Here is a 25,565-nt window from a genome sequence, read left to right as displayed (position 1 = left end):
ATTTAGAATTTGTCGACCTCGGGCCCGCGCACTAGTCTTGCTACATCAATAAGACGGCCGGGCCCCAGTCACTGGGAGCAGCATGGCCACACAAGAAAAGAGAACCCGAAAAATGGCTGGCGCGCAGACCCCGTTGTTCACCGCGTTGTTGATCGATGGCGAATTGGTCGCGGGCCAGGGTTTTGTAGAACCGATCCTCAACCCGGCCACCGGAGAAGTGCTGACCCACATCGCCGAAGCCAGCACCGAGCAAGTCGAAGCCGCCATTCTCGCCGCCCACCGCGCCTTCGCGGGTTGGTCGCGGACCACGCCGCAGCAACGCTCGAACCTGTTGCTGGACATCGCCAACGCCATCGAAAAACAAGCTGACCTCCTCGCCCGTCTCGAATCGCTGAATTGCGGCAAGCCATTGCACCTGGCCCGTCAGGATGACTTGAGCGCGACGGTCGATGTGTTCCGCTTTTTCGCTGGCGCCGTGCGCTGCCAGACCGGCCAGCTCAGCGGCGAATACCTGCCGGGTTACACCAGCATGGTCCGTCGCGATCCGATTGGCGTGGTCGCCTCGATTGCACCGTGGAACTACCCGATCATGATGGCCGCGTGGAAAATCGCCCCGGCCCTCGCCGCGGGCAACACGCTGGTGTTCAAACCTTCCGAACACACCCCCCTGTCGATTCTGGCCCTGGCGCCCGCGCTGGCCGAGATCCTGCCGCGCGGCGTGATCAACATTGTCTGCGGCGGCGGTGAAGGTGTCGGCAGCCACTTGGTCAGCCACCCCAAAGTGCGCATGGTGTCGCTGACCGGCGATATCGTCACCGGGCAGAAAATCCTCCAGGCCGCCTCCAAAACCCTGAAACGCACGCACCTTGAACTCGGCGGCAAAGCGCCGGTGATCGTCTGCAACGATTCGGACATTCAAGCCGTGGTCGAAGGCGTGCGCACCTACGGTTATTACAACGCCGGCCAGGATTGCACCGCGGCTTGCCGGATTTATGCGCAGGCCGGGATTCACGATCGGTTGGTGGCTGAACTCGGCGCGGCGGTCAGCAGCTTGCGCTTTGCTGGCAAACGCGACGCCGACAACGAAATCGGCCCGCTGATCAGCACCCGCCAGCGCGATCGCGTGGCCAGTTTCGTCGAACGTGCCCTCGGCCAGCCGCACATCGAGCGGGTGACCGGCGCGGCGGTGCATTCCGGCGCCGGCTTCTATTACCAGCCAACCTTGCTGGCCGGTTGCAAACAGAGCGATGAAATCGTCCAGCGCGAAGTGTTCGGGCCGGTGGTCACCGTGACGCGTTTCGATCAACTCGAACAAGCGGTGGACTGGGCTAACGACTCGGAGTACGGCCTCGCCTCGTCCGTCTGGACGCAGAACCTCGACAAAGCCATGCAGGTCGCGGCGCGGTTGCAGTACGGCTGCACCTGGATCAACAGCCATTTCATGCTGGTCAGCGAAATGCCCCACGGCGGCCTGAAGCGTTCGGGCTATGGCAAAGACTTATCCAGCGATTCGCTTCAGGACTACAGCGTGGTGCGGCACATCATGGCGCGCCACGGCCAGCATCTCTGACTACGCTAATAACAAGCCGCTCACGGCATGCTTCACCACGTTCACAACTGCCCCGACCATAATTAAAGAAGAGGGAATTCCCATGTTCGTGCACAAGACCGCACTGCTCAGTGCAATCACCACGGCGCTGCTGGCCAGCGCCAGCCTCCAGGCCGCCGAACCGCTGAAAGCCGTCGGCGCCGGCGAAGGTCAGCTGGATATCGTGGCGTGGCCCGGCTACATCGAACGTGGCGAAAGCGACAAGGCCTACGACTGGGTGACCGGTTTCGAGAAGGAAACCGGCTGCAAGGTCAATGTGAAGACCGCGGCGACTTCCGATGAGATGGTCAGCCTGATGTCCAAGGGCGGCTACGACCTGGTGACGGCATCGGGCGATGCCTCGTTGCGGTTGATCGTCGGCAAGCGTGTGCAGCCGATCAACACCGCGCTGATCCCGAACTGGAAGAACATCGACCCTCGTCTCAAGGATGGCCCGTGGTACGTCGTCAATAAACAAACCTTTGGCACCCCGTATCAATGGGGTCCGAACGTGCTGATGTACAACACCAATGTGTTCAAGACCGCCCCGGACAGCTGGAACGTAGTGTTTGAAGAGCAGACCCTGGCGGACGGCAAGTCCAACAAGGGCCGGGTCCAGGCGTACGACGGCCCGATCTACATCGCCGATGCGGCGCTCTATCTCAAAGCGAAACAGCCGGAACTGGGGATCAAGGACCCGTACCAGCTCAACGAAGCGCAATACAAAGCGGTACTGGACCTGCTTCGCAAACAACAGCCCTTGATCCACCGCTACTGGCATGACGCGACCGTGCAGATGAGCGACTTCAAAAACGAAGGTGTCGTGGCCTCCAGCACCTGGGGCTACATGGTCAATGGCCTGGTGGCGGACAAGCAGCCGGTTGCCTCGGTCATTCCAAAAGAAGGTGCAACGGGTTGGGCCGACACCACCATGCTGCACGCCGACGCCAAGCACCCGAACTGCGCCTACAAGTGGATGGACCACTCGCTGCAACCGAAAGTCCAGGGTGACCTGGCCGCCTGGTTCGGTTCGTTGCCGTCAGTTCCGGCCGGGTGCAAGGAGAGCGAATTGCTGGGTGCCGAGGGTTGCAAGACCAATGGTTTCGACCAGTTCGAGAAAATCGCCTTCTGGAAAACCCCGCAGGCTGAAGGGGGCAAGTTCGTGCCTTACAGCCGCTGGACCCAGGATTACATCGCGATTATGGGCGGCCGTTAAGCCCCCTTCGCGAGCAAGCCCGCTCCCACATTTTGATCGCATTCCAATGTGGGAGCGGGCTTGCTCGCGAAGCTTTTAAGGTTTTTCAGTTTTCGGAGCACCGCACCATGACGCTTGCAGTCCAGTTCACCAACGTTTCCCGTCAGTTCGGCGAAGTGAAGGCCGTTGACCGGGTTTCCATCGATATCCAGGACGGCGAGTTTTTCTCCATGCTGGGCCCTTCCGGCTCGGGCAAGACCACGTGTTTGCGCCTGATCGCCGGTTTTGAACAACCGAGCGCAGGGTCTATCCGGATTCATGGCGAAGAAGCCGCCGGGCTGCCGCCGTATGAACGTGACGTCAACACTGTGTTTCAGGATTACGCGCTGTTCCCGCACATGAACGTGCTCGACAACGTCGCCTATGGTTTGAAAGTCAAAGGCGTCGGCAAAGCCGAACGGCAGAAGCGTGCCGAAGAAGCCCTCGACATGGTCGCACTCGGCGGTTACGGCCAACGCAAACCGGTGCAACTGTCCGGCGGTCAGCGCCAGCGTGTGGCCCTGGCCCGTGCGCTGGTCAATCGCCCTCGCGTGCTGCTGCTCGACGAGCCGTTGGGCGCTCTCGATTTGAAGCTGCGCGAACAAATGCAGAGCGAGCTGAAGAAGCTGCAACGCCAACTCGGCATCACCTTCATCTTCGTCACTCACGATCAGACTGAAGCGCTGTCGATGTCCGATCGCGTGGCGGTGTTCAACAAGGGTCGCATCGAACAGGTCGACACACCGCGCAACCTGTACATGAAACCGGCGACCACATTCGTCGCGGAATTCGTCGGCACGTCCAACGTGATTCGTGGCGATCTGGCGAAGCAATTGAGCGGTAATCCACAGCCGTTTTCGATTCGCCCGGAACACGTGCGTTTCGCCGAGGGGCCGCTGGCCAGTCACGAGATTGAAGTCAGCGGCCTGCTCCACGACATTCAGTACCAGGGCAGCGCCACACGCTATGAACTGAAACTGGAAAACGGCCAGACCCTCAATATCAGCCAGGCCAACGTCCAGTGGCTGGACGTCAGCGCCCAGCACCAGACCGGGCAACGCATCAGCGCACGCTGGGCGCGTGAGGCGATGATTCCGCTGCACGACAACGCTGTCGGCGGGGTGTGAGATGACCAGCGTGGCTATCCCTCAAACCCCGGCCGGCGGCTCGCCGTTGCGCAGGTTTTCCAACCTGCTGTATCGCCGACCGAATTTTTACCTGTCGCTGCTGCTGGTGCCGCCGCTGCTGTGGTTCGGCGCGATCTACCTCGGCTCGCTGCTGGTCCTGCTGTGGCAAGGCTTCTACACCTTCGATGACTTCACCATGGCGGTCACCCCCGACCTGACCCTGGCGAACTTTGCCGCGCTGTTCCAGCCGTCGAACTTCGACATCATCCTGCGCACGCTGAGCATGGCTGTCGTCGTCTCGATTGCCAGCGCCATCGTCGCGTTCCCGATTGCCTATTACATGGCGCGCTACACCACCGGCAAGACCAAGGCGTTTTTCTACATCGCGGTGATGATGCCGATGTGGGCCAGTTACATCGTCAAGGCTTACGCCTGGACCTTGCTGCTGGCCAAGGGCGGCGTTGCGCAGTGGTTCGTTCAGCACCTTGGACTGGAGCCGGTTTTGCAGTTTGTGCTGGGCATTCCGGGGGTCGGTGGCAGCACGTTGTCGACCTCGCATCTGGGCCGTTTCATGGTGTTCGTCTACATCTGGCTGCCGTTCATGATCCTGCCGATCCAGGCTTCGCTCGAACGCCTGCCGCCATCGCTGCTGCAAGCGTCGGCCGACCTTGGCGCCAAGCCACGCCAGACTTTCATGCAGGTGATTCTGCCGCTGTCGATTCCAGGCATCGCGGCCGGTTCGATCTTCACCTTTTCGCTGACCCTGGGCGACTTCATCGTGCCGCAACTGGTGGGGCCGCCGGGTTACTTCGTGGGCAGCATGGTGTACGCCCAGCAAGGTGCGATCGGCAACATGCCGATGGCGGCGGCCTTCACGCTGGTGCCGATTGTGCTGATCGCCATTTACCTGACCATCGTCAAACGACTGGGGGCCTTCGATGCACTCTGAGAAAGCCTCATTAGGTTTGAAAATCGCAGCCTGGGGCGGGTTGGTGTTCCTGCACTTCCCGATCCTGATCATTTTCCTGTACGCCTTCAACACCGAAGACGCAGCGTTCAGCTTCCCGCCCAAGGGCTTCACCCTGAAGTGGATCGGCGTCGCGTTCTCGCGTCCCGACGTGCTGGAGGCGATCAAGCTGTCGCTGCAGATTGCGTCCGTCGCGACGTTGATCGCATTGGTCCTCGGCACCCTCGCGTCGGCGGCGTTGTACCGGCGGGATTTCTTCGGCAAACAAGGCATCTCGCTGATGCTGATCCTGCCGATTGCGTTGCCCGGGATCATCACCGGCATCGCGTTGCTGGCGACGTTCAAGACCTTGGGAATCGAACCGGGGATGTTCACCATCATCGTCGGCCACGCGACCTTCTGTGTGGTGATCGTCTACAACAACGTGATCGCCCGTTTGCGCCGCACTTCGCACAGTTTGATTGAAGCGTCGATGGACCTCGGCGCCGACGGCTGGCAGACCTTCCGCTACATCGTCCTGCCGAACCTCGGCTCGGCACTGCTGGCCGGCGGCATGCTCGCGTTTGCGCTGTCGTTCGACGAAATCATCGTCACCACTTTCACCGCCGGACATGAACGCACATTGCCGTTGTGGCTGCTCAATCAACTCAGTCGCCCACGGGATGTGCCGGTGACCAACGTCGTCGCCATGGTGGTGATGATGGTGACCATGCTGCCGATTCTCGGCGCGTATTACCTGACCCGGGGCGGTGAGAGCGTGGCTGGTAGCGGCGGCAAATAACCGACAACTCAGATCCCAATGTGGAAACCGGATCCTGTAGGAGCGAGGCTTGCCCGCGAAAGCGGTGTGTCAGCCAACATCAATGTTGAATGTGATGACCTCTTCGCGGGCAAGCCTCGCTCCTACAGGGATCCGGTTTCGACAGAACAATAAAAGCGTCAATGAGGGCAAGACAATGCAAACCAAACTCTTGATCAACGGCCAACTGATCGACGGCGACGGCCCCGCCCAACCGGTGTTCAACCCGGCCCTCGGTCGGGTGCTGGTGGAAATCAACGAAGCCAGCGAAGCTCAGGTCGATGCCGCCGTGCGTGCCGCCGACAGCGCCTTCGAAGGCTGGTCGCAAACCACGCCGAAAGAACGCTCGTTGCTGCTGCTCAAACTCGCCGACGCCATCGAAGCCCACGGCGAAGAGCTGGCCAAACTGGAATCGGACAACTGCGGCAAACCCTACAGCGCCGCGCTAAACGACGAGATCCCGGCGATTGCCGACGTGTTCCGTTTCTTCGCCGGCGCCAGCCGTTGCATGAGCGGTTCGGCCGGCGGCGAATACTTGCCCGGCCACACCTCGATGATCCGCCGCGACCCGGTTGGCGTGATCGCCTCCATCGCGCCGTGGAACTACCCGCTGATGATGGTCGCCTGGAAAATCGCCCCGGCCCTCGCCGCCGGTAATACCGTGGTGCTCAAACCGTCGGAACAAACCCCGCTGACCGCGTTGCGTCTGGCGGAACTGGCGTCGGAAATTTTCCCGGCTGGTGTACTCAACCTCGTCTTCGGCCGTGGTCCTACCGTGGGCAGCCCGCTGGTCACGCATCCAAAAGTGCGCATGGTCTCGCTGACCGGTTCAATCGCCACCGGTTCGAACATCATTTCCAGCACCGCTGACAGCGTCAAACGCATGCACATGGAACTGGGCGGCAAGGCCCCGGTGATCATCTTCGACGACGCCGATATCGACGCTGCGGTAGAAGGCATTCGCACCTTCGGTTTCTACAACGCCGGCCAGGACTGTACCGCCGCCTGCCGCATCTACGCGCAGGAAGGCATCTACGAAAAATTCGTCGAGAAGCTCGGCGAAGCGGTCAGCAGCATCAAGTATGGGTTGCAGGATGATCCGTCGACCGAGCTGGGGCCGTTGATCACTGCGCAGCACCGTGACCGTGTGGCCGGGTTTGTCGAGCGTGCCGTGGCACAACCGCATATCCGTCTGGTCACGGGCGGCAAGGCTGTGGAAGGCAATGGTTTCTTCTTCGAACCGACGGTGTTGGCGGACGCTCAGCAGGACGACGAAATCGTCCGTCGTGAAGTGTTCGGGCCGGTGGTGTCGGTGACCAAGTTCATCGATGAAGCACAGGTGCTGGGTTGGGCCAACGACTCGGACTACGGCCTGGCGTCGTCGGTCTGGACCTCGGATGTCGGGCGCGCGCATCGCTTGTCTGCACGCTTGCAGTACGGCTGCACCTGGGTGAATACGCACTTCATGCTGGTCAGCGAAATGCCCCACGGCGGTCAGAAATTGTCTGGCTACGGGAAGGACATGTCCATGTATGGGCTGGAGGACTACACCGTCGTTCGGCATGTGATGTTCAAACATTAAAAGCATCGCGAGCAAGCTTCGCTCCTACAGGCTCACCGCAGTACCTGTAGGAGCGAGGCTTGCCCGCGATGGCGTCACCGCAATCTCAAGGAAGAAACCGGCACTAAGCACCACCAGGTTCCACCCTAGAAAACCAAAACAATAACCACCGATCCGGGCAGCGCCTTCACGGCCCCGCCACGGTTTCGGACATCCGAAATCTGCCGATTTTCCGGAGCTGACACATCATGAGTACACCCGAACTATCCCCATCCGTCGTCGACAGCGACGCCGAGCAACTGCGCAAACTGGGTTACACCTCAAACTTCAATCGCAGCATGAGCCTGTGGGAAAACTTCGCCCTGGGCTTCACTTACCTCTCCCCGGTCGTAGGGGTTTATACCCTCTTCGGCCTGTGCCTCGCCGCTGGCGGGCCACCGATGTTCTGGGCGTATTTGCTGGTCGGTTGCGGCCAGTTGCTGGTGTGCCTGATCTTCGGTGAAGTGGTCTCGCAGTTCCCGATTTCCGGCGGCGTCTACCCATGGGCCCGTCGTCTGGTGGGCAAGCGCTGGGCGTGGATGGTCGGCTGGATCTACTCCATCGCCCTGTGCGTGACCATCGCTGCTGTTGCGGTGGGTGCCGGCCCGTACATGGCCGCGATGATGGGCTTTGAACCGAGCAACAACACCAACATCGTCATTGCGCTGTTCCTGACGCTGTTCGCCACCCTGGTCAACCTCAGCGGCACCAAAGTGCTGGCGCGAATCGCCATGTTCGGCTTCCTTTGCGAACTGGTCGGCGCGGTGATCGTGGGCGTTTACCTGCTGATCTTCGAGCGTCACCAGCCGATCAGCGTATTGTTCAACACCTTCGATATCAGCATCGACGGCTCGTATTTGCCGGCTTTCCTCACCGCCTCGCTGGCGGGGATGTTCCTGTACTACGGCTTCGAAGCCTGCGGCGACGTGGCCGAAGAAACCCCGAACCCGAGCAAGCAGATCCCGGTGGCCATGCGCATGACCATTTACATCGGCGGCATCGCCGCGATGTTCGCCTGCCTGGCGCTGATCCTCGCCGTGCCGGACATGCAAGCCGTGATCAACGGCACTGACAAAGACCCGGTCACCACCATCCTCAACAACGCCTTCGGCCCGGTCGGTTCGAAAGTGGTGATGGGCGTGGTGATGATCTCCTTCATCTCCTGCGTCATCAGCCTGCAAGCGGCGGCGAGTCGCCTGCTGTATTCCTACGCCCGGGATGAAATGGTCATCGGCAGCTCACTGCTGAAAAAGATATCTCCTACAACTCAGGTTCCGGTGGCTGCACTGTTCGTGTCCGGCGTCCTGCCGGCGCTGATCATCATCCTCGGTTTCTTCCTGCAAGATGCCGTCGCAACCATCGTCAGCTTCGCCGCGATCGGCATCTACCTGGCGTTCCAGATGATCGTGCTCGCAGCGCTTTACGCACGCATGAAAGGCTGGAAACCAAGTGGCAAATTCACCCTCGGCGGTTGGGGTTGGGCGGTGAACATCGGCGCGCTGGTGTATGGCGTCGGCGCGATCATCAACATGGCCTGGCCGCGTACACCGGATGCGGCGTGGTATATCAACTATGCGATGGTGTTGAGTACGGCCATTGTGATTGGGTTGGGGTTGATCTACATGTGGTTGGCCAAGCCGTATGACCATGGGACTGCGCCAGCGGGGGATGCTTGGAAGGTTAGTCGGTAAGTTTTTTGCTCTCTCGGCACCGTTTGTGGTGCCGACGCTGAAATCTCCCCTTTCTCACATTCCTAGAGAAAGGGGAGTTATTGACAGCCGTAGACTGAAGATAAAACCATCAAAGCAAAAGCTCTGCTTGGTCGTGCTTCAGCAAGGATATACGATCGAAAAGCTTGATTTTTTCATCTGCCTTTTGTTTAGCGTAATCCGACATAAAGGCGACGAGTTCCTCAAGCTGATTCACATCCCCTACCACCTTAAAGATTTTTTCTTTATTAACGAAAACGAGCGATTTCTTTTTTCGAGACAACAGTTCAATTACGTTACTCAGTGTGCCAGTACTTTTTGCATCCCAAATCATCAAGCCGTAATCCGCGGCCTCGGCCATGACAACATCCTTCGCCGTAAAAAAAGCTCGTGACCCTTTTGAGTGCTGGGTTTCCACTGTTCGAGCTGGCCATTCTCCAAGATTGTTTCTCGGGACGACGCCACTGCAATAAATAGTAGTTTTTGATCTGGCCAGGCTCAACAAATACTCTTGGATAGCTGTGTCGGCTCCGCCTGCGTCGCCAACCACAACATCAAACTCTGAATCAACGATATTATTGATACGCTCTTTAACCTTCGGATCAAGGTGCTTGATATTAATAGAGCCCGCAATAAATACAGTTGTCATCTATCTCATTTCCAAGTTAATGCCGCGACGTAAATCTTCCCAACTTTTGGATACTTACGCAAAGCAGCACAGGCAGCATCCATAGACGCCCCACTGTCAAACAAATCATCAACAACCAAAACATTCCAACAACCTGTACTGGTAATTTGATCATTCACACTGAAACTAGCTCCAATAGCAGCAACCTTTTCAGCCTTGGAATGCAAATCCTTAAGCGATTGCCCCGTAGCGGCCTTTCGGAGTAAATCCGAGAATACAGGCTTTCCGATTATTCGTCCTAACTCCACGGCTACCTCGGTAACGGGTTGTCGGGGACGTACATTCGAAGCCGGCATAGGAACTACGAACCCTACTTGAGCAAGCTTGGGTAAAACATTCGCAGCGACCGCTTGAGCAAGAGGGCCCACCTGAGACCAATCCTTCTGGTATTTGAGCTGGTAGGTTGCCTGTCCTACCTCGGTCCGGTGGTTATCGAAGCGTGGGTTTCCGTGTTCATCTTCCCCTAGGAAGGTACTACTTATCATGTGCTTGTCCAGCACCCATCCCAAGTCCCACGGGCCGTTTATCTGTTTGAGGGATACTTTCAAGGCATTCTCCATTTTTAAGCCTGTCCGTTAAGCACCGAAATTTCCTTGGCGCTTTTTGACCATAGGCAATGAAAAACAGAGATTCCAGTCGAACGCCGCGTTGCGCTGTCGCTGCATGCAAAAACAGGAAATTCCTACAGACCGAGCCTTCCGGTGAAGACTCCAATTCCTACAGCACGCGGTGCCGGAGTAGACTTGGCGCCGCGAGCGCCTGAACGATAGGCTTTACTCCGTCGCTGCCAAATCAGCGACCCGGAGTCGAAGCCGGGAAATGTCAGAACGGTGCTTACGCGCCCCCATAGAACCTTGGCTGTTTTCTGCCTTTAGTTCTGCATTATGGCGGGCCGTGTGGCGCGGGCCTTTCGGCTTCCGTTTTGACTGGAAGTGTCCCGACTTCGAACGCCACTCGGTTCGCCACCCAACCTGTCGAAGGGTTGGTGGCGACTTTCCTGATCAAAACGGAAGTCACTTCATGTCAGCTCACGCTCAAAACTCTCTTCAACCTTACTTCACACCAACCGTCTTCACCCGCCACAACCGCTTCCTCCACGCTTTCATGCAGGACAACCAAGCCTGGTTCTGCGTCCAGGACCTCGGTCGCTTGATGGGCCGTCCGCTGGACCAACGCCTCACCCTGAAACTCGATCCCGATCAACGCCGATACGTCTGGTTGCTGAAAGACGGCAAAACCGTCGAATCACTGATGGTCAGCGAATCGGGAATGTATGCGCTGCTAGTCCATCATTTCATCCCGGAAAACCGACACCTGCGTCAGTGGCTAAGCAACGAAGTCATCCCAACGCTGCGTGAGTCGGAAGCGGCTGTGGATAACATTCCAAGCCTGAGTTCGTTGCAGTGGGCAGGCATCTCGGTGCCGCTGCTGCACTGGCAGCATCAAGCATGGATCAAGTGGCGGGACATGCCGGATCTGATGCAGGCACAACGACCATTCACGATCGTGGGCACTTGCAGTTGAAGGCAGGGTGAAAAATGAAAAAGGGGCAGACTTCACAGTCCGCCCCTTTGGTTTAGCGCTCAAAACCGCGAAACACTCCTCATCGCATCCACCAGATACCGCATCGCAATCCGGTCGTTTTCCGACAACTCGCGATACCGCTCCAGCAGCTTCATTTCGTCCGAACTGAGCCGATGCCTTCGCCGCCCGGTTGCCAGGCAAGGGAAGATTCCCAACATTTCGGTGATGCCTTGTACTTTCGTCATGGACGATGTCCTTCTATAAGCCCGAGAAAACTTCAAAAACCGCATCGCCCTATCCTTTTATTAGTCGCCGGCCTGAAGGGCAGAAACCGGCCATGAACACAGAATAGGAAGATTCCCGGCGCTGAAAAGCGGTTTTTAGAGTAATTAGTCAAAAAAAGCAGAAATGCCCTAAAAATCAGAAAGTGCTGTCGGAAAAATTAACCGACATTTCTTGTTTCATTGCCGCATCATCAAAGTGCTACCAATCATTTTTTCTCTGTAACCGAACGGTTTAAGCTATTTGTTATCTGTTTAAAGTCCGTTGCGTTTGGCCGAAGGCATGTCCGAACCGATATTTTTGATCCAGCACGTGCCAGGAACGGCGCGGGATTGTTCACGACAGGTTGTACTTATGCATCGCAGGAATTTGCTCAAAGCGTCCATGGCCATCGCTGCCTACACCGGTTTGTCAGCCACCGGCCTGCTGGCCGCCCGGGCCTGGGCGGGCAACGGCGCCGCTGATGGCGAGGCGCAGGCGTTTGATTTCGAGGCGCTGAAGATTCAGGCCAAGCAACTCGCCGGCAATCGCTATCAGGACACCAAGCAGGTGCTGCCGCCGACGCTGGCGACCATGACGCCGCAGAATTTCAACGCGATCCGCTACGACGGTAACCACTCGCTCTGGAAAGACTTGAACGGTCAGCTGGACGTGCAGTTTTTCCACGTCGGCATGGGCTTCAAGCAGCCGGTGCGCATGTACAGCGTCGATCCCAAGACGCGTCAGGCCCGTGAAGTGCATTTCCGCCCTTCCCTGTTCAACTATGAGAAAACCACGGTCGACACCAAGCAGCTGACCGGCGACCTGGGGTTTTCCGGGTTCAAGCTGTTCAAGGCCCCGGAACTGGACCGGCACGATGTGTTGTCATTCCTCGGCGCCAGTTATTTCCGTGCGGTAGACGCCACCGGCCAGTACGGTCTGTCGGCCCGCGGCCTGGCGGTCGATACCTACGCCAAGAAGCGTGAGGAATTTCCGGACTTCACCAAGTTCTGGTTCGAGACCCCGGGCAAGGACAGCACCCGCTTCGTGGTTTACGCCCTGCTGGACTCGCCGAGCGCGACCGGCGCCTACCGTTTTGACATCGATTGCCAGGCCGAACGCGTGGTCATGGAAATTGACGCTCACATCAACGCGCGCACCGCCATCGAACAACTGGGCATCGCTCCGATGACCAGCATGTTCAGCTGCGGCACCCACGAGCGCCGCATGTGCGACACCATTCACCCGCAAATCCACGACTCCGATCGCCTGGCCATGTGGCGCGGCAACGGCGAGTGGATCTGCCGCCCGCTGAACAATCCGGCGACCCTGCAGTTCAACGCGTTCGCCGACACCGACCCGAAAGGTTTCGGCCTGGTGCAGACCGATCACGAATTCGCCAATTATCAGGACACCGTCGACTGGTACAGCAAGCGCCCAAGCCTGTGGGTAGAACCTACGACCGCGTGGGGCGAAGGCTCAATCGACCTGTTGGAAATTCCTACAACCGGCGAAACCCTCGATAACATCGTTGCGTTCTGGACCCCGAAAAAACCGGTCGCGGCCGGTGATTCCCTGAACTACGGCTACAAGCTCTACTGGAGTGCGCTGCCACCGGTGAGCACGCCGCTGGCGCGGGTCAACGCGACCCGTTCGGGCATGGGCGGCTTTATCGAAGGCTGGGCGCCGGGCGAGCATTACCCTGAGGTCTGGGCGCGACGCTTTGCCGTGGACTTCACGGGTGGCGGTCTGGACCGTCTGCCGGAAGGCGCGGGCATCGAGCCAGTGGTGACCTGCTCAAACGGCGAGGTGAAGGATTTCAACGTGCTGGTGCTGGATGACATCAAGGGTTATCGGATTACCTTTGATTGGTACCCGACCAATGACAGCGTGGCGCCGGTTGAGCTGCGGTTGTTCATTCGCACCAATGACCGGACGTTGAGCGAGACCTGGTTGTACCAGTATTTCCCGCCGGCGCCGGATAAGCGTAAGTACACCTGATAGCAAGTCGGTGTCTGGGCCGGCCTCTTCGCGGGCAAGCCTCGCTCCTACAGGGGCATGCGATCAACTGTAGGAGCGAGGCTTGCCCGCGAAGACGGCCTGACAGACGACAAATATTCCGGCACAGAAACGCAAAAGCCCCGATCAACTCGATCGGGGCTTTTTGGTTTTACGGCATCACTCAATCACGCAAATCCGACTCATGAATCGGCTGATCCCGATGCGTCGCCCGCTGATACTGCGCCGGCCAGATCGCCTTGCGACCGCCCAGATCATCATCGGCATGCAACGGCCAGTATGGGTCGCGCAGCAGCTCCCGCGCGAGGAAGATGATGTCCGCCTGGCAGGTGCGCAAAATGTGCTCGGCCTGGGCCGGCTCGGTAATCATTCCTACCGTGCCTGTGGCGATGCCTGACTCTTTGCGTACACGTTCGGCGAAACGCGTCTGATAGCCCGGTCCTGTAGGGATTTCCGCGTTGGCCGCCGTACCGCCTGACGAAACGTCAATCAGGTCCACGCCCAAATCTTTGAGGCGCCGCGCCAACTCTACTGTTTCATCAGGATTCCAGCCGTCTTCCACCCAGTCGGTGGCCGACACTCGCACAAACACCGGCAGCTCCTCAGGCCAGACCGCACGCACCGCTTCGGTGACTTGCAGCACCAGCCGGATCCGGTTCTCGAACGAACCGCCATATTGATCGCGGCGCTGATTGCTCAGGGGCGAAAGAAACTGATGCAGCAGGTAACCGTGAGCGGCGTGGATTTCCACGACTTTGAAACCCGCAGTCAGTGCCCGCTTGGCTGAGGCGACAAAAGCCTGAATAACCTCGGCGATCTCGCTTTCATCAAGTTGCTTGGGATGTGTGTGCTGGGGATCGAACGCAATCGGCGAAGGCCCCACCGGCACCCAGCCACCGTCTTCGGGTTTGACGCTGCCATGCTTGCCGATCCACGGCCGATGGGTGCTGGCCTTGCGCCCGGCGTGCGCCAGTTGAATGCCGGCTACAGCGCCCTGAGCGGCGATGAAGCGGGTGATGCGTTGCAGGGGTTCGATCTGTTCGTCATTCCACAGGCCGAGGTCCTCGGCGGTGATGCGCCCGTCGGCCGTGACCGCCGTGGCTTCGGTAAAAATCAGGCCGGCGCCGCCAACGGCGCGGCTTCCGAGGTGGACCAGGTGCCAGTCATTGGCCAGCCCATCGACGCTGGAGTACTGGCACATCGGTGATACGGCAATGCGGTTGAGCAGGGTCAATTGACGAAGGGTATAGGGTTCAAGCAGCAGACTCATGGGGCACCTCTCGAATCAGTGGGCAGGCTCCAGGGTTCTGTTTGAAAAGTCGACGAGTGACAGGAAAAAGGCGCAGCACCCGCCCCCGCGGGCAAAAATTGGACAAGACGTCACAAGGATAATCAAGCAGTGCTTAGAGCCTAGTCGACATCGGGGGATGAGGGAGGGTTCCGAGGGATTGGGTGTCAGAAAGATCGCTTTCGCAGGCTAGCCTCGCTCCTACAGGTAACAGTGATCTGTAGGAGCGAGGCTTGCCCGCGAAGGCCTCAACGCGGTTCGATGTGGGCAATCATCAGTTGCACCGTCTCATTCCCGCGAAACTCGTTGAGGTCGAGTTTGTAGGCCAATTCCACCCATTTGATCGTCGGATTCGGCCAGATGTCGCGGTCGATGCCAAAGGCAATGCCATCAAGCTTCACCGAGCCACATTCGCTTCTCAGCACTACCTTGAGATGCCGCTCGCCGACCACGCGCTGCTCAACCAACTGAAACACGCCATGAAACAGCGGCTCCGGGAAGTGCTGCCCCCACGGCCCGGCATGGCGTAGCGCACGCGCCAGTTCAAGATGGAATTCTTCGACTGCCAAAACCCCATCCGACAACAGACGCCCGGTCAGGTCTTCTTCGCGCAATTGCCTGCGCACCTCAGCGTCAAAGGCCTCGGCGAACAACGGAAAATTCGCTTCCGGCAAGGTCAGACCGGCCGCCATGGCGTGGCCGCCGTACTTGCTGATCAGATTCGGATGCTGTGCCGCCACCACGCTCAAGGCGTCACGGATGTGGAAACCCTGCACCGAACGCCCCGACCCCTTGAGCAAACCATCGCCGGCATCGGCGAAGGCAATGGTCGGACGGAAATAGCGCTCTTTCATACGCGAAGCGAGGATGCCGATGACACCCTGGTGCCACTCGGGATCAAACAGGCACAGGCCAAACGGCATCGACTCGACCGGCAAATCCTTCAACTGAGCCAGCGCTTCACGCTGCATGCCCTGCTCGATGGATTTGCGGTCCTGGTTCATGCCGTCGAGCTGCACGGCCATTTCCCGCGCCAGACCCGCGTCGTCGGTAATCAGGCATTCGATGCCCAGGCTCATGTCATCCAGGCGCCCCGCCGCATTCAGGCGCGGGCCGACAATAAAGCCCAGGTCAGTCGAGGTGATGCGCGCCGGTTCACGCTTGGCCACTTCGAGAATTGCTTTGATCCCCGGACGGGCACGCCCGGCGCGAATCCGCTCCAGGCCCTGGTGCACCAGAATCCGGTTGTTGGCATCCAGCGGCACCACGTCGGCGACGCTGCCCAGCGCCACCAGGTCCAGCAACTCGCCGATGTTCGGCTGCGGCGTGTTTGCGTACCAGCCGAGGCTGCGCAACCGCGCGCGAAGGGCCATCAATACGTAGAAAATCACCCCGACACCGGCCAGTGCCTTGCTCGGAAATTCACATCCGGGCTGGTTCGGATTGACGATGGCATCGGCCAGCGGCAGTTCGTCGCCGGGCAAGTGGTGGTCGGTGACCAGCACGTTCAGGCCCGCCTTTTTTGCCGCCGCCACGCCTTCGACACTGGAGATGCCGTTGTCCACGGTGATCAGCAACTGAGGCGTGCGCGTCAGCGCCACTTCAACGATTTCCGGGGTCAGGCCATAGCCGAATTCAAATCGGTTCGGCACCAGATAATCGACATGCGCCGCGCCCAGCAGCCGCAACCCCAGCACGCCCACGGTGCTTGCCGTCGCACCATCGGCGTCGAAGTCGCCGACAATCAGAATCCGCTGACGCTGCTCCAGCGCCGTGACCAGCAAATCCACCGCCGCATCGATGCCCTTGAGCTGCTGGAACGGAATCAGCCGCGCCAGGCTCTTGTCCAGTTCCGCCTCGGATTGCACGCCCCGCGCCGCGTAAAGACGCGTCAGCAGCGGCGGCAGATCACCGAGGAATGGCAGGGTGTCGGGCAACAGGCGAGGTTCGATGCGCATGGGGTGACAGTTGCTTCTCTTGAATACGTAGGATAAAACCGGATAACGCGAAGGAACGGCGAAAAATCAGCCGCGTTCGCCGCTCAGCCACTGCAACTGCACTTCATGTTGACCACGGTCGTCGGTGACGAAAATCGTCCCTTCGCTGATCATCACGTCCCACTTGATAACGCGGGGCATGTCTTTGGCCAGGGTTTCCAGGATGTCCTGAGGCACGGCCGCGATGTGCACGTTCTTCAGGTTCTTGATCGCCGGGATCACCTTGGTTTCCCAGACGCGCAGGCTACCGTAGGCCAACAGACTGGTGCGCTCGGTGCGGCGCGAGCACCAGGTCAGGCGATCGGCGTCGGGCTGGCCGACTTCGATCCAGTGCAAGACACGGTCGTCCAGGCTCTTTTCCCACAGGGCTGGTTCATCCACGTCTGACAGACCGCGACCGAACGACAGTTGCTCGTTGTACCAGAAGGCGTAGGCCAGCAGCCGCACGGTCATGCGCTCTTCGGTTTCCGAAGGGTGGCGGGCGATGGTCTGCTTCACGGTCTCGTAAACGCTGCGGTCGAGGTCGGTGAGGTTCAGTTCAAACTTGTAGGTCGTGGACGGCTGGGCCATGAACGGGCTTCTTGATACGAGGAAAGGCGGCAAGTCTAACCGATGCAGTAGGCAATCAACGAATAGAAGGCGATGAAGCTTGGTCGTCTGACATTGGGCTATGTTAAAAGGCTATATCCGCTCAGCCTTTGTCCTACAGGATCCAGCATGCCGTTCACCGCCAAACCGCTCTCAGGTCTGAAAGTCATCGAATTGGGCACCTTGATCGCCGGGCCGTTTGCCTCGCGCATTTGCGGTGAGTTCGGCGCCGAAGTGATCAAGATCGAATCACCCGACGGCGGTGATCCACTGCGCAAATGGCGAAAACTCTACGAAGGCACCTCGTTGTGGTGGTTCGTCCAGGCCCGCAACAAGAAGTCCCTGACGCTGAACCTGAAACACCCCGATGGCTTGGCGATCCTGAAAAAACTGCTGAGTGAAGCGGACATCCTGATCGAAAACTTTCGCCCTGGCGTGCTGGAAAAGCTCGGCCTGGGCTGGGACGTCTTGCACGCCCTCAACCCGAAACTGGTGATGGTGCGGCTGTCGGGGTTCGGCCAGACCGGGCCGATGAAAGATCAGCCCGGTTTTGGTGCGGTCGGTGAATCCATGGGCGGCCTGCGCTACATCACCGGTTTCGAAGACCGGCCACCGGTGCGCACGGGGATTTCCATCGGCGACTCGATCGCTGCGCTGTGGGGTGTGATTGGCGCGCTGATGGCGTTGCGTCATCGCGAGGTCAACGGTGGCCAGGGCCAGGTGGTGGACGTGGCGCTGTATGAAGCAATCTTCGCCATGATGGAAAGCATGGTGCCGGAGTTCGACGTATTCGGTTTCATTCGTGAGCGCACCGGCAACATCATGCCGGGCATCACGCCCTCCTCGATCCACACCAGCGCCGACGGCAAGCATGTGCAGATCGGCGCCAATGGCGACGCGATCTTCAAACGCTTCATGTTGGTCATCGGTCGCGAAGACCTGGCCAACGACCCGGTGCTGGCCAGCAACGATGGCCGCGACAGCCGCCGCGACGAGATTTACGGGGTGATCGATCGCTGGGTCAATTCGCTGCCGCTGGACACCGTGCTAACGCAGCTGAATCAGGCCGAGGTGCCCGTCAGCCGGATCTTCAGCGCCGAAGACATGTTCAGCGATCCGCAATACCTGGCCCGGGAAATGTTCCTGCAGGCCAAGCTGCCGGACGGTAAAGACTTCAAGATGCCGGGGATTGTGCCGAAACTCTCTGAGACACCCGGCGATTGCGAATGGGTCGGGCCACAACTGGGTGAGCACAACGCACAGGTACTCAACGATCTTGGTTACGACCAGCAACAGATTGCCAAGCTGCGCGAAGACGGGGCCATCTAAGCTGAAGCGCCTGCTTTCAACAGCCAATCACACCACCCGCAACTGGCGTACAGCGGCGGTGCTGGGGCTATTGGCCGGGCTGGCAACCCCCGTTTTGGCGCAACCCAAAGAGACGCTGATCTGGTTACTGCGCGACTTGCCGCCCACGATGATCTTCGAAGGTCCGAAAAAAGGTCAGGGGATTGTCGATCAGATCCTGCCGCTGTTGATTGCCGGCATGCCGCAATACGAGCACACCCTGATGCGGGTCAACCGGGCTCGCGGCATGCAGATGCTTCAGGAAGAATCGTTTACCTGTGATCCCTCGCTGGTCTGGACCAAGGCGCGTGAACAGTGGATTGCGTTCTCGATTCCGGCCTTCCGCGCGGTAAGCAATGGGCTTGTCGTCCGCCGGGCCGACCGTGCGGTGCTGGATTCTTTTCTGATCGATGGCGAAGTCGATCTCGCGGCACTGCTGGCCAGTGGCGGGAAGAAAATCGGGGTTGTCGCCGAGCGCAGTTATGGTCAAGTCCTCGACGCGATGCTGAAACTGGCGCCACCGGACGCGCTGACACCCCATTACGGCAACGATGCCCTCGCCAGTCTGCTGCAGATGCAGCGCCTGGGCCGTTTGCAAATAGTCTTGGGGTATTGGCCGGAGATTCGCTATCAGGCCAATCGAGAGCACATCGCCGACGATCAGCTGGAGTTTTACCCGGTCAGGGGCACGGGCAAATACCTGTCCGGGCACATTGGTTGCTCCAATACGCCTCAGGGCCGACAAGCCATTTTCGAGATCAATCAGCTGTTGCGTACCCTTCCCCATGATCGATTGGATCAGCTGTACGCTGACTGGCTGGACCCGGAGAGACGCAGCGACTACCTGAAAGAAGCCAAAGCCTTTTTCGAGCATCAGGCGCAGCAATGACAAATCGCAGGCAAAAGAAACCCCGAGAAGTGGGGAGACGACTCGGGGTTAAACGTGGCCTACATAAAGACCAGTAGCAGCAAGCTACAAGCACCGGAGCACAATGCTTGATCCTGCTGTTACATGGTCTGACGACCTGAGTGCAGGAAGGTTCCCACAAAAGAACAATTCAATTTCGACTGGCCAGAATCTTGTCCTGAGCCGCATTGCGCAGAGCCGCGATGACGCAGGGCTCCAGCCGTCCTTCGGCAATCAGCACATCACGGTGCAAGCCGTCGACGACATCCGTCAGCTGACGGTAATCGGTTAACTGGGCTTGATTGAACTCACGTTCGACCACGATCGCGCCGGTCGCATTCTTCAGTGTCACCAGGCATTCGCCATGGGCGCCCGACGGGGTCAGCGTGACCTGATAAGGGCTCAGAGCCTCACCGAGCAATAGACTGATACTTTCCATCTCGATCACCACTCAATAGTCCGAAAACAAAGTGCCTGGGGCGTGTTCACAGTAAGTGACCACCGGCCCGAGAAGAAAGTTCTGGATTCCAGGTGCAGACGCGTCGGCGTCCTTGGTCGATTGAGCATGCACGGCAAAGATGACAGGGAAAAAACAGCCGCTTCACATTTGCCTGGTCCGGCGACCGATATCGGTCCATCCCCCCAGCAACCCTCGCAATTGGCCGTCGGCGCTGTAGAACGGCACCGTCCACTGGTAGATATCCCGGACACCGTTGTTGAACATCAGTTGACGCTCGGTGAACCGTGGCTTTCGAGTCTCCATCTGCGCCATGAATTCAGCATGCAGCAGCGCTGCAGTCTCTTTGGGCAACACATCAAGTTCAATCAGCCGTCGACCCTGAACCTGATCAAAACGGGTGCCGAGGCTCTCCTCGTAACTTTTGTTGCACATGATCAAACGTCCTTGCAGATCACGAACGAACATCGGATCGGGCATGGCGTCCATCAACGCGTGCTGGAACGCCAGTTGATCGCCGAGACCTATCTCGGCGTCAACGCGCTGCTTGATCAGCGCCGCAAGCCTGCGGTTCCAGAGCAAGGAAAGCAGGCCGAACAGGCTGACGATAAACATGCTCCAGCAAAACCAGTGAGTCATTTTCCGCCAGGGAGAAGGTGACTGAACGGGAGCGATCCCATTGAGCCATTTCAGGCGAATGGCGCGCAATTCCGCCGCAGGGAAGGCCTCAAGCGCCTTGTTCAGAATGCTCAGCAACGGCGACTGGCCTTTGCGTACCGCGAGGTGATCAGCCTCCCATTTGCCCTCCACGGCACGCCCGACCTTGAGCTGGCCCAACGGATAGAGCTGCGCGCCGATTTCATTTTCGATGGTGGCAAAGGCTTCACCACTTTCAACCAGCGCCCTGGCTTCGGCGTATGTCTTGACCGTGCGCAACTCGATCGCCGGGTGGTCACGGCGAATCGTGCCTTCGAGTGCGTGCCGGGCCGGCAACACAAGCACTCTTTTTGCCAATTGCTCCAGCGAGTGCACGACGGGTGCATCTGCCCGCCCGACCACCACCCACCCAGCGCCACCGAACGCGTGACTGAAATCCAGGAACGCCTTGCGGTCGTCATTCATTGCCAGAGTGGTACTCATGTCCGCCTCGCCACTTTCCAGGCGCCCGAGCAGTTGATCGGTGGAAAACGACTCTTCGTGAACAAACTGCAAGCCCGTCATGGCACTGATGCGATTGAGCAGATCGCTGTTCAGACCGCTCCACTGACCGTGTTCGTCCTTGAACAGATAAAGCGGGTACTGCACCGATGAGACGATGACTTGCGGGTGCTCGGCAATCCACCTCAATTCCTGAGCGTCCAGCTCGATGGTTGCGCCGCCGCCCGAGCCGCTGGACTCGGGTGCCGCCAATTGTGCAGCCGCCCCCTCTTGGGCAAAGCCCAGGACGCCGATCAAAAACATCCAGCACACGGCTGGCTTTAACCCTCTGAAAAACAGCATTACCACTTCCTTCGCAATCAACTCGCCCGTCCTTCCTGGGGCGAAAACGCGACAAGTGTGGCATGCAGAAATGAGAAAGCCCGTCAGGAGACGGGCTTCAAAATGTGACAGCTTTTAGCGGTTACAGCGGCTTGCCGCGGTTGCCATGCTGACTGACAAAGGCCTGCACGGCTTTCAAATCATTCGGCAACACGGTGCAACGCTCATCTCTCTCAAACAAATCAGAAAGATGTGCAGGTAGTTCAAGCGCTTTTCCTACGCCGGCCTTCTCCACTGCATCCGGGAATTTGACCGGATGGGCCGTGCCGAGAATCACCATTGGAATATCCAGGCTACGACGGCATTCGCGTGCAGCCTTCACACCGATGGCGGTGTGCGGATCCAGCAGCTCGCCGGTTTGCTCGTAGACCTCGGCGATGGTTTCGCAGGTTTGTGCGTCATCCACGGCCAGGGAATCGAACAGCTTGCGGGCTTCAGTCCAGCGCTCCTGTTCGACGCTGAAACCGCCACCCTGCTTGAAGTTGTCCATCAAACCGGCAATCGCTGCGCCGTTGCGACCGTGCAGGTCGAACAGCAGGCGTTCGAAGTTCGACGACACCATGATGTCCATCGACGGCGACAGCGTGGCGTGCAGGGTTTCCTTGACGTACTGATTGCCGCTCATGAAGCGGTGCAGGATGTCGTTGCGGTTGGTGGCGACGATCAACTGGTTGATCGGCAGGCCCATGTTGCGTGCAAGGTAACCGGCGAAGATGTCGCCGAAGTTGCCGGTCGGCACCGAGAACGACACCGAACGCGCCGGACCGCCCAACTGCAGGGCTGCGTGGAAGTAGTAAACGATCTGGGCCATGATCCGCGCCCAGTTGATCGAGTTCACGGCGACCAGACGCGTGCCCTTGAGGAAGCTCTGATCGGCGAAGCTCGCCTTGACCATTTCCTGGCAGTCATCGAAGTTGCCTTCGATGGCGATGTTGTGGATGTTCTCGCCGAAGATGGTGGTCATCTGGCGACGCTGCACTTCAGACACACGGTTGTGCGGGTGCAGGATGAAGATGTCGACGTTTTCGCAGTGCTTGCAGCCTTCGATGGCAGCCGAACCGGTGTCACCGGAGGTGGCGCCGACGATGACCACGCGCTCGCCGCGCTTTTCCAGCACATAGTCGAGCAGACGACCGAGCAGTTGCAAAGCGAAGTCCTTGAACGCCAAGGTCGGGCCGTGGAACAGCTCCAGCACCCATTCGTTGCCGTTCAGCTGACGCAGCGGAGCAATGGCGTTGTGCGAGAACACGCCGTAAGTCTCTTCAAGAATCTTTTTGAAATCGGCATCGGGAATGCTGCCGGTGACGAACGGGCGCATCACCCGGAAGGCCAGCTCGTGATACGGCAGGCCGGCCCAGGAAGCGATTTCTTCCTGGGTGAAACGTGGCAGGTTTTCCGGGACGTACAGACCGCCGTCGGTGGCGAGACCGGCCAGCAGGACATCTTCGAAATTGAGGGCCGGTGCCTGGCCGCGGGTACTGATATAACGCATGACTGGCTCCAATAGACAGTGTTCGCAAACCCGGGCCCGCACGCGGGCCCGGTGAACGATAACGGCTTAGTTCAGGTGTTCGACGCGAATCCGTACGACCGGACCGACCACGCCCGCCAGGGCTTCCAGCGCGGCGATCGCGTCGTTCATGTGCTGTTCCAGTACACGGTGGGTCAGCAGGATCATCGGCACCAGACCGTCATGCTCTTCGACTTCTTTCTGCATGATCGATTCGATGTTGATGCCGCGCTCCGACAGGATGCTCGCGACCTGAGCCAGCACGCCCGGATGGTCCTTGGCCTGAATGCGCAGGTAGTAGGCGCTTTCGCAGGCTTCGATCGGCAGGATCGGGTGCGCCGACAGCGAATCCGGCTGGAAGGCCAGATGCGGCACGCGGTTTTCCGGGTCGGAGGTCATGGCGCGAACCACGTCCACCAGGTCGGCGATCACCGACGAAGCAGTCGGCTCCATGCCGGCGCCCGCGCCGTAGAACAGGGTCGAACCGGCAGCGTCACCGTTGACCATCACTGCGTTCATCACGCCGTTGACGTTGGCGATCAAGCGATCGGCCGGGATCAGCGTCGGGTGCACGCGCAGTTCGATGCCCGAAGCGGTGCTGCGAGCAACGCCCAGGTGCTTGATGCGATAGCCCAGCGCTTCGGCGTAGTTCACGTCAGCGGTGGTCAGCTTGGTGATGCCTTCGGTGTAGGCCTTGTCGAATTGCAGCGGGATGCCGAAGGCGATGGAGGCCAGGATCGTCAGCTTGTGGGCTGCGTCGATCCCTTCAACGTCGAAGGTCGGATCGGCTTCGGCGTAACCCAGGGCTTGCGCCTCGGCGAGGACGTCTTCGAAGGTGCGACCCTTCTCACGCATTTCGGTGAGGATGAAGTTGCCGGTGCCGTTGATGATCCCGGCAACCCAGTTGATGCGGTTGGCGGACAGGCCTTCACGGATCGCCTTGATCACCGGAATGCCACCGGCCACAGCCGCTTCGAACGCCACGATCACGCCTTTCTCGCGAGCCTTGGCGAAAATCTCATTACCGTGAACGGCGATCAGTGCCTTGTTCGCGGTGACCACATGCTTGCCATTCTCGATGGCCTTGAGTACCAGCTCGCGGGCAACGGTATAGCCGCCCATCAGCTCTATAACGATGTCGATCTCAGGGTTCGTGGCCACTTCGAAGACATCGTTGGTAATCGCAATACCGGTCGTTTGGAACTGAGGCTTTGGCGTGCGCATGGCAATTTGTGCCACTTCGATTCCACGCCCGGCACGACGAGCAATTTCCTCGGCGTTGCGCTGAAGTACGTTGAAGGTACCGCCACCGACGGTCCCTAACCCACAGATGCCTACTTTGACCGGTTTCACTGTGAACTCCCCATAAAACGGCCGACTCAAGGCCGGCCGTGAAAACAGCCGCATGCTCGCGGCTCTCTATTAATGGCCCGGCAAATGGTGCCACCGGACCATGATCGTCAAAGGCTGGCCGTGACGATGCGAATTATTTCGCGCCCAGCGCCAGTTTGGCGACTTGTGGCGCAGGCTGGTAGCCCGGAATGACCTGACCGTCGGCCAAAACGATGGCCGGTGTACCGTTCACTCCAATCGACTGACCGAGGGCGAACTGCTTGGAAACCGGGTTATCGCACTTGGCGGCCTTGATTTCCTTGCCGTCGACCATTTTATCCATGGCGGCTTTCTTGTCTTTCGAGCACCAGACTGCTTGCAGCTGTTCATCACCCGGCGAGCCCAGGCCCTGGCGCGGGAACGCGACGTAACGCACTTCGATGCCGCGCTTGTTCAGCTCAGGCACTTCGGCGTGCAGTTTGTGGCAGTACGGGCAGGTGGTGTCGGTGAACACGGTGATGTGCGATTTGGTTTCGCCGATCGCCGGGTAGACCACGGTTTCCGCGACGGGAATGGCGTTGACAAGCTTGGACACGCCCAGGCGTTCGGTTTTCTCGGTCAGGTTGATCGGTTTGCCGTCCTTGAGCTGGAACATGTAGCCCTGAACCACGTATTGACCGTCGGCGCTGGCGTAGAGCACGCGGCTGCCTTGCAGCTTGACTTCATACAGGCCCGGCAGCGGACTGGCGGAGATGCTTTCTACCGGCACTTCGAGCTGGAGGTTTTCCAGGCTTTTACGAATGGCTTTGTCGGCCGCGTCATCGGCGACGGCAAAGGTGCTGACCAACGCAATGGCTGCGGCGGCGAAAATCTGGGTCAGACGCATGAGAACTCCTGAAGACGGACAAATGGGACGATCAGAACGCCCGTGCCGAAACACCGGGTCATAACCGCCCATCGTGCAAACCGGCAAAGCCTACCACATAAGGCCCGCGTGGCCGAATGCGCCTGACGCAACGCTTCGTACAACGCTAAACCCGTGGGAGCGGGCTTGCTCGCGAATGCGACGGCACATTCAACATTG

Annotated in this window: 22 protein-coding genes; 11 read left to right on the top strand and 11 right to left on the bottom strand. The window is 59.1% G+C overall.

What is annotated here, in order from left to right; genetic code table 11:
• Positions 1-82: 82 nt before the first annotated feature.
• From ACA049_RS05445 to ACA049_RS05415, 7 genes are all read left to right on the top strand, one after another.
• Complete coding sequence (locus ACA049_RS05445) at positions 83-1,570, top strand: gamma-aminobutyraldehyde dehydrogenase (protein ID WP_497333726.1); 1,488 nt, start codon at positions 83-85, stop codon at positions 1,568-1,570.
• A gap of 82 nt (positions 1,571-1,652) precedes the next feature.
• The gene (ydcS, locus tag ACA049_RS05440; protein ID WP_497333724.1) at positions 1,653-2,804 is read left to right on the top strand and encodes a putative ABC transporter substrate-binding protein YdcS; all 1,152 of its coding nucleotides are present in this window, start codon (positions 1,653-1,655) and stop codon (positions 2,802-2,804) included.
• 107 nt (positions 2,805-2,911) lie between these two features.
• The gene (locus tag ACA049_RS05435; RefSeq protein ID WP_497333722.1) at positions 2,912-3,949 is read left to right on the top strand and encodes an ABC transporter ATP-binding protein; all 1,038 of its coding nucleotides are present in this window, start codon (positions 2,912-2,914) and stop codon (positions 3,947-3,949) included.
• 1 nt (position 3,950) lies between these two features.
• The gene (locus ACA049_RS05430; RefSeq protein ID WP_497333720.1) at positions 3,951-4,898 is read left to right on the top strand and encodes an ABC transporter permease; all 948 of its coding nucleotides are present in this window, start codon (positions 3,951-3,953) and stop codon (positions 4,896-4,898) included.
• The gene (locus tag ACA049_RS05425; protein ID WP_497333718.1) at positions 4,888-5,697 is read left to right on the top strand and encodes an ABC transporter permease; all 810 of its coding nucleotides are present in this window, start codon (positions 4,888-4,890) and stop codon (positions 5,695-5,697) included. Before ACA049_RS05430 ends, ACA049_RS05425 begins: the two co-directional genes overlap by 11 nt.
• 175 nt (positions 5,698-5,872) lie before the next feature.
• Complete coding sequence (locus ACA049_RS05420; protein WP_497333716.1) at positions 5,873-7,297, top strand: gamma-aminobutyraldehyde dehydrogenase; 1,425 nt, start codon at positions 5,873-5,875, stop codon at positions 7,295-7,297.
• A 227-nt stretch (positions 7,298-7,524) separates the two neighbouring features.
• Positions 7,525-9,006: an APC family permease gene (locus tag ACA049_RS05415; RefSeq protein WP_497333714.1), complete on the top strand. Its 1,482-nt coding sequence runs from the start codon at positions 7,525-7,527 to the stop codon at positions 9,004-9,006.
• A gap of 109 nt (positions 9,007-9,115) precedes the next feature.
• On the opposite strand, the gene ACA049_RS05410 is transcribed toward ACA049_RS05415, so the two are convergent.
• Together ACA049_RS05410 and ACA049_RS05405 are read right to left on the bottom strand one after the other, a co-directional pair.
• On the bottom strand, positions 9,116-9,673 hold the full coding sequence (locus ACA049_RS05410; RefSeq protein WP_497333712.1) for a hypothetical protein: 558 nt from the start codon (positions 9,671-9,673) through the stop codon (positions 9,116-9,118).
• A gap of 5 nt (positions 9,674-9,678) precedes the next feature.
• Positions 9,679-10,260, bottom strand: coding sequence for a ComF family protein (locus ACA049_RS05405; protein WP_497333710.1), 582 nt, complete (start codon positions 10,258-10,260; stop codon positions 9,679-9,681).
• A 472-nt stretch (positions 10,261-10,732) separates the two neighbouring features.
• Between ACA049_RS05405 and ACA049_RS05400 the strand changes: the two genes are divergently transcribed.
• Entirely contained in the window at positions 10,733-11,236 is a 504-nt protein-coding gene (locus ACA049_RS05400; RefSeq protein WP_497333708.1) for a BRO-N domain-containing protein, read from the top strand.
• 59 nt (positions 11,237-11,295) lie between these two features.
• Here ACA049_RS05400 and ACA049_RS05395 read toward each other — a convergent pair whose 3' ends face one another.
• Positions 11,296-11,481: a hypothetical protein gene (locus ACA049_RS05395; RefSeq protein WP_010462962.1), complete on the bottom strand. Its 186-nt coding sequence runs from the start codon at positions 11,479-11,481 to the stop codon at positions 11,296-11,298.
• 391 nt (positions 11,482-11,872) lie between these two features.
• On the opposite strand from ACA049_RS05395, the gene ACA049_RS05390 reads away from it, so the two are divergent.
• Positions 11,873-13,498 (top strand): glucan biosynthesis protein D, encoded by a 1,626-nt coding sequence (locus tag ACA049_RS05390; protein WP_497333706.1) that lies wholly within the window; start codon positions 11,873-11,875, stop codon positions 13,496-13,498.
• A gap of 181 nt (positions 13,499-13,679) precedes the next feature.
• Here ACA049_RS05390 and ACA049_RS05385 read toward each other — a convergent pair whose 3' ends face one another.
• From ACA049_RS05385 to ACA049_RS05375, 3 genes are all read right to left on the bottom strand, one after another.
• Positions 13,680-14,786, bottom strand: a complete 1,107-nt coding sequence (locus tag ACA049_RS05385) for an NADH:flavin oxidoreductase/NADH oxidase (RefSeq protein ID WP_403105080.1) — start codon at positions 14,784-14,786, stop codon at positions 13,680-13,682.
• A gap of 266 nt (positions 14,787-15,052) precedes the next feature.
• A complete protein-coding gene (recJ, locus tag ACA049_RS05380; RefSeq protein ID WP_497333704.1) occupies positions 15,053-16,762 on the bottom strand; it encodes a single-stranded-DNA-specific exonuclease RecJ in 1,710 nt (569 codons plus the stop codon).
• A 66-nt stretch (positions 16,763-16,828) separates the two neighbouring features.
• Complete coding sequence (locus ACA049_RS05375) at positions 16,829-17,371, bottom strand: YaeQ family protein (protein WP_150709869.1); 543 nt, start codon at positions 17,369-17,371, stop codon at positions 16,829-16,831.
• 147 nt (positions 17,372-17,518) lie between these two features.
• Here ACA049_RS05375 and ACA049_RS05370 point away from each other — a divergent pair, with 147 nt between their 5' ends.
• Together ACA049_RS05370 and ACA049_RS05365 are read left to right on the top strand one after the other, a co-directional pair.
• Positions 17,519-18,718 carry a CaiB/BaiF CoA transferase family protein gene (locus ACA049_RS05370; protein ID WP_497333702.1) on the top strand — a complete coding sequence of 400 codons (1,200 nt, stop codon included), beginning with the start codon at positions 17,519-17,521 and terminating at the stop codon, positions 18,716-18,718.
• Complete coding sequence (locus ACA049_RS05365) at positions 18,666-19,625, top strand: TIGR02285 family protein (protein WP_497333700.1); 960 nt, start codon at positions 18,666-18,668, stop codon at positions 19,623-19,625. The genes ACA049_RS05370 and ACA049_RS05365 overlap by 53 nt, the downstream gene beginning before the upstream one ends.
• 169 nt (positions 19,626-19,794) lie before the next feature.
• On the opposite strand, the gene ACA049_RS05360 is transcribed toward ACA049_RS05365, so the two are convergent.
• From ACA049_RS05360 to dsbC, 5 genes are all read right to left on the bottom strand, one after another.
• Complete coding sequence (locus ACA049_RS05360; protein WP_497333698.1) at positions 19,795-20,082, bottom strand: DUF3509 domain-containing protein; 288 nt, start codon at positions 20,080-20,082, stop codon at positions 19,795-19,797.
• Positions 20,083-20,244: 162 nt separating this feature from the next.
• The gene (locus tag ACA049_RS05355) at positions 20,245-21,600 is read right to left on the bottom strand and encodes a transporter substrate-binding domain-containing protein (protein ID WP_497333696.1); all 1,356 of its coding nucleotides are present in this window, start codon (positions 21,598-21,600) and stop codon (positions 20,245-20,247) included.
• A 121-nt stretch (positions 21,601-21,721) separates the two neighbouring features.
• Positions 21,722-23,131, bottom strand: coding sequence for a threonine synthase (gene thrC, locus ACA049_RS05350; RefSeq protein WP_497333694.1), 1,410 nt, complete (start codon positions 23,129-23,131; stop codon positions 21,722-21,724).
• A 66-nt stretch (positions 23,132-23,197) separates the two neighbouring features.
• A complete protein-coding gene (locus tag ACA049_RS05345) occupies positions 23,198-24,502 on the bottom strand; it encodes a homoserine dehydrogenase (protein WP_010462982.1) in 1,305 nt (434 codons plus the stop codon).
• A gap of 133 nt (positions 24,503-24,635) precedes the next feature.
• Complete coding sequence (gene dsbC / locus ACA049_RS05340; RefSeq protein WP_109628141.1) at positions 24,636-25,367, bottom strand: bifunctional protein-disulfide isomerase/oxidoreductase DsbC; 732 nt, start codon at positions 25,365-25,367, stop codon at positions 24,636-24,638.
• Between the last annotated feature and the right edge of the window lie 198 nt (positions 25,368-25,565).

Source organism: Pseudomonas sp. LBUM1662, assembly GCF_059695915.1.
This window is presented reverse-complemented; position numbering and strand designations above follow the sequence as displayed.

What these genes read in the sequence shown, in the direction of transcription:
- ACA049_RS05385 (WP_403105080.1), bottom strand. Translation starts at nt 14,786, where the DNA reads ATGAGTCTGCTGCTTGAACCCTATACCCTTCGTCAATTGACCCTGCTC.
- ACA049_RS05410 (WP_497333712.1), bottom strand. Translation starts at nt 9,673, where the DNA reads ATGACAACTGTATTTATTGCGGGCTCTATTAATATCAAGCACCTTGAT.
- ACA049_RS05390 (WP_497333706.1), top strand. Translation starts at nt 11,873, where the DNA reads ATGCATCGCAGGAATTTGCTCAAAGCGTCCATGGCCATCGCTGCCTAC.
- ACA049_RS05370 (WP_497333702.1), top strand. Translation starts at nt 17,519, where the DNA reads ATGCCGTTCACCGCCAAACCGCTCTCAGGTCTGAAAGTCATCGAATTG.
- ydcS (WP_497333724.1), top strand. Translation starts at nt 1,653, where the DNA reads ATGTTCGTGCACAAGACCGCACTGCTCAGTGCAATCACCACGGCGCTG.
- ACA049_RS05360 (WP_497333698.1), bottom strand. Translation starts at nt 20,082, where the DNA reads ATGGAAAGTATCAGTCTATTGCTCGGTGAGGCTCTGAGCCCTTATCAG.
- ACA049_RS05425 (WP_497333718.1), top strand. Translation starts at nt 4,888, where the DNA reads ATGCACTCTGAGAAAGCCTCATTAGGTTTGAAAATCGCAGCCTGGGGC.
- dsbC (WP_109628141.1), bottom strand. Translation starts at nt 25,367, where the DNA reads ATGCGTCTGACCCAGATTTTCGCCGCCGCAGCCATTGCGTTGGTCAGC.
- ACA049_RS05375 (WP_150709869.1), bottom strand. Translation starts at nt 17,371, where the DNA reads ATGGCCCAGCCGTCCACGACCTACAAGTTTGAACTGAACCTCACCGAC.
- ACA049_RS05420 (WP_497333716.1), top strand. Translation starts at nt 5,873, where the DNA reads ATGCAAACCAAACTCTTGATCAACGGCCAACTGATCGACGGCGACGGC.
- ACA049_RS05395 (WP_010462962.1), bottom strand. Translation starts at nt 11,481, where the DNA reads ATGACGAAAGTACAAGGCATCACCGAAATGTTGGGAATCTTCCCTTGC.
- thrC (WP_497333694.1), bottom strand. Translation starts at nt 23,131, where the DNA reads ATGCGTTATATCAGTACCCGCGGCCAGGCACCGGCCCTCAATTTCGAA.
- ACA049_RS05445 (WP_497333726.1), top strand. Translation starts at nt 83, where the DNA reads ATGGCCACACAAGAAAAGAGAACCCGAAAAATGGCTGGCGCGCAGACC.
- ACA049_RS05435 (WP_497333722.1), top strand. Translation starts at nt 2,912, where the DNA reads ATGACGCTTGCAGTCCAGTTCACCAACGTTTCCCGTCAGTTCGGCGAA.
- recJ (WP_497333704.1), bottom strand. Translation starts at nt 16,762, where the DNA reads ATGCGCATCGAACCTCGCCTGTTGCCCGACACCCTGCCATTCCTCGGT.
- ACA049_RS05355 (WP_497333696.1), bottom strand. Translation starts at nt 21,600, where the DNA reads ATGCTGTTTTTCAGAGGGTTAAAGCCAGCCGTGTGCTGGATGTTTTTG.
- ACA049_RS05400 (WP_497333708.1), top strand. Translation starts at nt 10,733, where the DNA reads ATGTCAGCTCACGCTCAAAACTCTCTTCAACCTTACTTCACACCAACC.
- ACA049_RS05415 (WP_497333714.1), top strand. Translation starts at nt 7,525, where the DNA reads ATGAGTACACCCGAACTATCCCCATCCGTCGTCGACAGCGACGCCGAG.
- ACA049_RS05430 (WP_497333720.1), top strand. Translation starts at nt 3,951, where the DNA reads ATGACCAGCGTGGCTATCCCTCAAACCCCGGCCGGCGGCTCGCCGTTG.